Source organism: Paraburkholderia dilworthii, from assembly GCF_000472525.1.
GTDB lineage: Bacteria > Pseudomonadota > Gammaproteobacteria > Burkholderiales > Burkholderiaceae > Paraburkholderia > Paraburkholderia dilworthii.
On the sequence record NZ_AWZT01000096.1, the window covers coordinates 1 to 7863 of the forward strand.

Here is a 7863-nt window from a genome sequence, read left to right on the forward strand (position 1 = left end):
CAATGTTCTGGTCACCATGAGTAGTGAGCGGTTTCGCGGGGAAGAAGAACGCGGAGCGAGCTTTCGGGATGAATTGACCCGCCGAAATCCGAAGCTAAGACTCGTCGATGCCAGCGGGGGGCACGGCCTCGACAGGGAAACGGAGAAGCGAGTCAAGCGGGCCGTTGATGCAGAGCGCAAAATTGTCGCGGTCTATTCGATGGGNGGAGGCAACGTTGCAATACTCCGTGCGCTCGGCNCGCTGGGTCAGGCGCCGAAATGTTTTATCGGGCATGACCTTGACAAAGATAACGTTGACTTGCTGCGTGACGGCAAACTGAGCGCTGTGTTGCATCACGACCTCCGGCAGGATATGCGCAGCGCGTGCCACTCCATCATGCACTTTCATAAGCTGTTGCCGGCGTCGGCCGTCGGCCTGTCCTCGTCGGTCGTTGTGATTACGCCGACAAATATCCCCCGAACTGTTGAGCATCGCTTTGCAGGGGCGCGACCGATAGGTATGCCTGGCGAACTTTACTCAAGATGACGAGAAGCCGCCTTTTATGGTCAAGGCAATGTCTCGGGTGTCGTGCGCCATTGCTTGTCAGGCATTCCGATGCCCGAGCAGTCGGGACAAATCTGCGGTCGCATGCTTTAGCAGTTCAGCGAACTGCTCAACACGCTGCTCGTTGACCCGGTTGCTCGGGCCAAAAATGCAAAGCGAACCGGCGACCTGGTTAGCACCGTTGAAGAACGGTGCTGCCACAGCCACAGCGCCCTCAATCAATTCGTGATGACTGGTACCGAAACCCTTGACTCGGATTTCTTCAATGTCGCTCATCAGCGCTGATATGTCCTGGCTGGGGTCGACCAGGTAGCGCCGAAGTTCTTCCGGTCCGAGTTGCATCTGCGAAAGGATGGTGCGCCCACTCGCTCCACGCACCAGTTTTTCACGGTATCCAACGCCGCGCCGAAAACTGAGCGGGTGGATGCTTTCCAGTTCGGCTACGCAGAGCCGATAGGTGTCGTCGGGAACGAATAGGGCGACGGTTTCGGACGTCGCGTCTCTGAGGTTTCGCAGCACCGGTAGCGCTAGTTCGGCAATTCGATGGTCGCTCAACCATACGTGAGCCAATTGCGCGACGGAGCTTCCTAGGTTGAATCGCTGTGGCTCGCCTGACGACGCCAGAAAGCCCGCCTGTTCTAGCGTATTTAGCAGTCGATAGAGGGTCGGGCGGCTGAGATTTACCCGCGCGAGCAGTTCCGCGACCGTCAGCGATTTGTCCCCCGGTCTGAACGCCAAAAGAATTTCCAATGCCCGCTCAACCGCGCGAACGCTCTCGTGCGCCTTCTTTTCTTCCATTTTCTACGGTCCCTTTGGGCGGTGTTGTCAGCGCCATTGTAGAGAAAATCCCCTATATCCCGGCGCTTGAGCTTTCCAATTCGTGTCCGTACAATGAAAACACATTCTCACTAGACGGACAAACGTCACATACAAATTGGAGTTGGAGCATGGACAGGAACATGTCGGAAACGCTCGTGCGCACCGGCCCGGGCACGGCGATGGGCAATCTGATGCGGCGCTACTGGGTCCCGATACTGCTCGCGAGCGAAATCGCCGAGCCGGACTGCCCACCGGTGCGTGTGCAAATCCTCGGCGAAAAATTGCTGGCATTCCGGGATTCAGATGGCAACGCAGCGCTGATTGACGAGTTCTGCTCACATCGCGGTGTCTCGCTATATTTCGGGCGCAACGAGGAAAACGGCATCCGCTGCTCGTACCACGGTCTCAAATTTGACCGGAACGGCAACTGCGTCGAGGTGCCGTCTGCGCCGCAGGCGTGCAAACACATGAGCATTACTGCCTACCCGTGTATCGAGCGCGCCGGCATTGTCTGGGCCTACATGGGCCCCAAAGAGAAGCAACCGGCACCGCCAGACCTCGAGTGGTGCAACCTGCCACCGGACCATGTGTTCGTCTCAAAGCGTCTGCAGGAGTCCAACTATCTGCAGGCGATGGAAGGCGGCATCGACACGAGTCACGTGTCGTACGTCCACCGTTACGAGGTCGACGAAGACCCGATGCATCAGGGCACCAAGGCGCTCGAATACATCAAGGCGGACGGCAACGTCATCTTCGAAATCGAGAAGCAGCCGTTCGGACTCACGCTGTTCGGGCGTCGCAACGGTGAGCCGGATTCCTACTACTGGCGCATCACGCAGTACCTGTTCCCGTGGTACACGCTCATTCCGCCATTTGGCGACCACTCGCTGGCGGGCCACGTCTGGGTGCCAATTGACGACCATACCTGCTGGGCGTGGAGTATCAATTTCCGTCCGGACCGTCCGCTGTCCGAGGAAGAGATGAGCGACCTGAACGCAGGTAAGGGCATTCACTGCGAATATGAGCCAGGCACGTTCCGTCCGAAGGCGAACAAGGACAACGACTATCTGATTGACCGTCAGGCCCAGAAGGACAAGCGCGCCTATTCCGGCGTCTTCGGCTTCGCGATGCAGGACGCGTCGCTGCAGGAAAGCATGGGTGCCATTCAGGACCACAGCAAAGAGAAGCTGCTGCCGACGGACCGCGCCATCGTAATGGCTCGACGCATGCTCTATGAGGCAGCTACTGCTTTGCAGCTTGACACTGACCCGCCCGCAATCGATGCAGACCAGCAGCGCGTGCGCGCGGCCGGCGCATTGCTCCCGCGCGACCAGAAACCGCAAGAGTGGGCGGTCATCCATCTCTCGGATGGCAAGGGCCAGCCGATTTACTCCATCTGAGCGAGCTTAACGCTCCCCAATCTTCTCTGTATAAGGAGGCCGGCACCACGCCGGCGCGAGATGCAAGGTTCAAGACTAAGAGAGAAAGTCGCGCTGATTACCGGCGGCGGAGGCGGCATTGGGGCCGCAACCGCACGCGTGTTCTGCGACGAAGGTGCGGCAGTCATCCTCGTCGACGCAAATTCACAAGCCCTCGCGAACGTCGTCGACGAGCTGCTCAGCCGTGACCCGGCTGCACAGGTTCAAACGCATGTCGCTGACGTCGCCAACGCAGCCCAGGCGGCTGCGGCGGCCGAGCTCGCGGTAAGTAGCTTTGGGCGGCTTGACGTGCTCGTCAACAACGCCGCGATGCGCAACTACAGCGCGCTCGCCGACGCGACGCCGGAAGAATGGCAAAGCATGGTGTCGGTGAACCTGGTGGGCACCTCGAACTACTGCAAGGCGGCCTTGCCGTTTCTACGGCAGGCGGGGGCGGGAAGCATCGTCAACGTATCGTCCTGTTACGCGGTTACCGGCCGCAAAGGGATGGGCCTTTACGACGCAACTAAAGCCGGCATGCTTGCCATGACCCGCACGCTTGCGTTTGAGGAGGCGGCGCATGGCGTGCGCGCCAACGCAATATGCCCCGGCTCGACGCTGACTGATTTTCACGTTAACCGCGCGCAGGCCGCTGGGAAAAGCGTAGAAGTGCTCAGGACGCAGAGGCAAGACACCTCGTTGATAGGACGATGGGCGTCTCCCGAGGAGGTCGCCTGGCCGATTCTATGGCTGGCGAGCGACGAGGCATCGTTTATCACCGGCACGACGCTGATGGTCGACGGTGGCTTGTCGATTATGTAACGGTGCTGACCATGAACGATTCGACAATGACCGTGCGCGTCGCACGGCGCAATATCGAGGCTGACGGAATCGTCAGTTTCGAGCTTGCGAGTCCAGACGGTTGTGATTTGCCGGCGTTCGATGCAGGTTCACACGTCGATGTTCACTTGCCAACGGGGCATGTGCGGCAGTATTCAATTTGCAGCGCGCCGCACCAGCGGTCACGCTACCAAATTGCCGTGTTACGCGAAGCCCAATCGCGAGGTGGTTCGGCAGGTATGCACGACGCAGTTAAAGAAGGTGATGAACTGCGCGTGAGCATGCCCCGGAACCACTTTGCCCTCGCGCCGGATGCTGTAAAGCACCTGTTGGTAGCCGGAGGCATTGGGCTGACTCCGCTTCTTTGCATGGCACAACACCTCGACCACGCCTGCGAAGAATTCGAACTGCATTACTGCGCACGCTCCCGTTCCCGTGCGGCGTTCCTGGAGCGGCTTGCGAATGCGCCATGGTCGGAACGCGTTAAATATCACTTTGACGACGAGCAACGACTTCATCTTGATGCGCTGTTGAACGGAGTCACCCCGGAAACGCACCTGTATGTCTGCGGACCACAAGGTTTCATGAATGCGGTGCTTGATGCCGCGCGTGCCAATCGGTGGCCGGAGACTCAACTGCATTATGAGTTCTTCTCGGCCGCTGCCGCCGACACGTCGACTGATGGCGCCTTCGAAGTATGCCTTGCACGCACCGGCAAGACGGTGTGCATCCCCGCGGACCGAACGGTGACGCAGGCGCTGGCGGACGCTGGGGTAGAAGTGCCGGTCTCATGCGAGCAGGGAATCTGTGGAACCTGCCTTACCCGAGTGCTCGACGGTGAGCCGGAACACCGCGACCTTTTTCTATCCCCGGAGGAGCAGTCGCGCAACGACCAGTTCCTGCCATGCTGCTCCCGCTCGAAGTCCCGCAGACTCGTGCTGGACCTTTAACGCTGCACTCTGGCAATACTCGCCCGGCCCGTACCTGGGTGCTGGATGTTCAAACCGAAGAAGAATAAGGGCGGCGTGTGCACGCCCTGCATGGAGGAGTCATGGAAAAGAACCTTGCGTCTTCGACTGACGCGTCGGGTGCAGACTGGTCTGCCCTGAGCGCCCGTGAAACGGAAGCGAGCCCTTACCGATGGGTTGCCCTGTTCATCGTGTGGGCAGCATTTCTTCTCAGCTATGTCGACCGTGTCGCATGGAGCACGGTCGCGGCACCCGTAGGTGCATCGCTAGGTATCAAGGTGTCGCTACTTGGTGCCTTTGTCACCGCGTTTTACGCAGGGTACGTGGTGGCCAACATCATTGGAGGCATGCTGACTGACTATCTCGGCGGCCGCGCAATGATGACGCTTGCCTTGCTTCCACTCGGCGTCTTCACATTCTTCTTTGGTGAAACGACCTCGTTGACGGTGGGCATTCTGATTCAACTCGCGATGGGCTTTGCCGCGGGCGCTGACTATTCGGCCGGGATGAAGGTGATTCCTGCGTGGTTCACGCGAGACCGCGGTCGAGCGATGGGTATTTACACGACGGCGACATCGCTCGCGGTGGTGCTTGCCAATGCAATCGTGCCCACAATTTCCGCGCAGTACGGCTGGTCGAGCGCGTTTCGCATGCTCGGCGTCGCCACGTTCGCCTGGGGCATCGTCTCCCTGCTGTTTCTCAAGAATCGCCCGGGTGGAGAGCGAGCGCCGGCTCGCAACAGTGCCAAGGAGATGCTCGGCCTCTTGCGCAATCGCAATCTGATATTCCTTTCCATTGCAGGTTGTGGTGGTCTGTGGGCGACTGTTGGCTTCGGCGCATGGGGGAATGCGCTGATGACGCGCCAATACGGCATCTCTCCTGTCGTGGCCGGGTCGATTATCGCGTCCTTCGGCATCGGCGCGGTCGTTGCGAAACCTACACTCGGGTGGATTTCTGACCTGCCGGGCATCTCGCGTCGGCTCATGTCCATCCTGGTTCTCGTCGCGTTCGCTATCACACTGATTGTTTTCGGCATGTGCTCGACCGTCACGCAGTTCTATATCGTCGCACCGATTCTGGGCGCATTTTCCTATGGCTACCTGCCGGTGTTAATGGCACAGGTGAGCGATGCATCCGGTAAGCGGCTGGCGGGAGCGAGCGCTGGCTGGACAAACGCCATCTGGCAGATGGGAAGTGCGGTGTCCCCACTGGCCGTTGGACATGTCTATGGCGGAACACATTCCGTCGTGCTAGCCGTGCTTACGCTGGCCATTGGGCCGGTCATCGGTCTTGTAGCGATGTTGTTCGTGAGCAAACGCATCGCTCAAGTTTAAGCATCCTGCAGCGTCGAACGCAGGACGAAGAATCGACGCTCCTCGCTGTAACACTGAATTAGTACAACTACCAACATAAGGTAAGGAGACAAGCTTGAAATCGAATCACGCTACGCGACTGGTGAGGACTGTATTCGCCGCTACGCTATGCTCGTTCGCAACATTTGCAGCTCACGCTCAATCGTCGGTAACGCTCTATGGCATTTTCGACTCTGGCGTTGAGTACGTCACTCACGCAGCCAAGCAAGGTTCCGGCAACCTGTTTCGTGTAAACACCGGCAATCGCATCAATTCGCGTTGGGGATTTACGGGCAAGGAGGACCTGGGCGATGGTCTGCGCTCGATATTCACACTTGAATCGGGCTTCGCGACAAACAACGGCACCTTACAGCAGGGTGGACGGCTGTTCGGCCGGCAGGCGTTCGTTGGTCTCGAAAGCGACAAGTTTGGTGCGGTGATGGCTGGCCGCCAGATGACACCGATGTATCGCTTTTCCCTTGCACTTGACCCTCTGAACTACTCAAGCTATGGCTTGTCCGCCCAGGATGCACAGTTTGTTGGACGCGCTGATAACGCGCTCGAATATCTGGGGCACGTTGGTCCGTTCGAGTTGAACGCTCTTTATAGTTTTGGCTACGATTCGACGATTGCGAACGGTAGTCAGGTGCCGGGAGAGTTCCGGGTTGGGAAGCAATTTGATATCGGTGGACGGTATCGCCAAGGACCATTTAACTTGACCCTGGTATATGAGCAACGCCGAGGTACAAGTGTGGCCTCGTCCGGCGACAGCGAACGGCGGTATCTGGCGGGCGGTTCGTGGGCCATCGGCAATGCGACCCTGTACGCTGGTTACGAACTCCTTCTGAACGACATTGTCGCTACGCTTGCGGCGTCCCCACCGCAGACGATGGCATTCGGAGGCCTTCGCTATAAGGTGACCCCAGCATTCCACGTTTCGGCCGCTGCGTACTATCACATATTTCGGACGGTGTCGGCGCATGCCATAAGCACAGGCGTCAACGCGGACTATCTGTTATCCAAGCGCACCACGCTGTACGCGGATGTCGCGTATGTTATCAACAGCACGAAGTCTGCTTTGAGTGCGACAGGCTCGACCACGCCAGTCGCGACCGGCGCGAACCAACTCGCGGTGGTGGTCGGCATTGCGCATTCGTTCTGAGTCGCAAGCATCAGCAGCTCGTCACGGATTGTGCAGGAAGCAAGCACTTCGGCTGCCGCCGCGCGTCCGCTTGCGAACAGTTCTGTCCGCTTAGCTCGGCGCAGCATGTCCTTTCCGTTCTCCAGCGCAAAACTAGCGCACTGCGTCTTTCGCATGGCATAGTGCGGGCACAAGGCTGTTGCAGTGATGCTTCACCAGCAAGTGCCTATGGCGGGTGCTATCAAGACGCGAGGTGCCTCGCTTCTTCGCCCAAGGCGAGAAGGTGGTCGCCAAGGCGATAGCAACTCGCGATGTTCAAGGAAGCATCTCGCTTGAATGCGACTGAGCGTCGGACCCACGCTGCGTCCAGTTCGTGCGCTGGATTGCTGGCTTGGAACGGCAACGGCCGCTGAACAGGGGCGGTTGCTAGATTGTTGGTAAGCGCGGCACCAGCCTTGTGATTACCCACATTTCAGCCACGAAACCTGGTAACCTGGCACGCGTTATAGTCATTGCGCGAGCGAGATGGCTAAAGAAGAGCGGGCAGACGAGCGAGCCTGGTTCGAGAAGGAGATCGAGGCGAGCAGGTTTCAGGATGCCAGATTGCGCAAACGCTTTGGCATGGTGCTGGAACGGTTGTGGTCNGGCATAGGCCANACGATCCCTTTTGCATGTCAGGATNGGTCTTCAACGAAGGCCGCTTACCGATTCCTGTCTAATCAGCGGGTCAGCGAGCAGGAGATCTTGAGCGGTCACTTCCATGCGAGTGCAGAGCGCTTCA

8 protein-coding genes are annotated in these 7863 nt (G+C 58.7%); 7 read left to right on the forward strand and 1 reads right to left on the reverse strand.

The features are described from left to right. Positions 1–16 precede the first annotated feature (16 nt). Positions 17–526 carry a substrate-binding domain-containing protein gene (locus tag F759_RS44710; RefSeq protein ID WP_456088831.1) on the forward strand — a complete coding sequence of 170 codons (510 nt, stop codon included), beginning with the start codon at positions 17–19 and terminating at the stop codon, positions 524–526. A 57-nt stretch (positions 527–583) separates the two neighbouring features. Here the strand turns inward: F759_RS44710 and F759_RS0134625 are convergent, their stop codons facing one another. Further along, complete coding sequence (locus F759_RS0134625) at positions 584–1342, reverse strand: IclR family transcriptional regulator (protein ID WP_027803804.1); 759 nt, start codon at positions 1340–1342, stop codon at positions 584–586. Positions 1343–1491: 149 nt separating this feature from the next. Between F759_RS0134625 and F759_RS0134630 the strand changes: the two genes are divergently transcribed. The 6 genes from F759_RS0134630 to F759_RS0134655 all read left to right on the forward strand — a co-directional run. Beyond that, complete coding sequence (locus tag F759_RS0134630) at positions 1492–2763, forward strand: aromatic ring-hydroxylating dioxygenase subunit alpha (RefSeq protein ID WP_027803805.1); 1272 nt, start codon at positions 1492–1494, stop codon at positions 2761–2763. Between the two features lie 60 nt (positions 2764–2823). After that, a complete protein-coding gene (locus tag F759_RS0134635; protein ID WP_027803806.1) occupies positions 2824–3603 on the forward strand; it encodes an SDR family NAD(P)-dependent oxidoreductase in 780 nt (259 codons plus the stop codon). A gap of 11 nt (positions 3604–3614) precedes the next feature. Next, complete coding sequence (locus F759_RS0134640) at positions 3615–4571, forward strand: PDR/VanB family oxidoreductase (protein WP_036026129.1); 957 nt, start codon at positions 3615–3617, stop codon at positions 4569–4571. 101 nt (positions 4572–4672) lie between these two features. After that, positions 4673–5923, forward strand: a complete 1251-nt coding sequence (locus tag F759_RS0134645) for an MFS transporter (protein ID WP_027803808.1) — start codon at positions 4673–4675, stop codon at positions 5921–5923. 94 nt (positions 5924–6017) lie between these two features. After that, entirely contained in the window at positions 6018–7103 is a 1086-nt protein-coding gene (locus F759_RS0134650; RefSeq protein ID WP_036026126.1) for a porin, read from the forward strand. Between the two features lie 504 nt (positions 7104–7607). Continuing rightward, positions 7608–7863 (forward strand): IS4/Tn5 family transposase DNA-binding protein (locus F759_RS0134655; protein WP_027803810.1); only part of this gene is annotated, 256 nt, incomplete at its 3' end.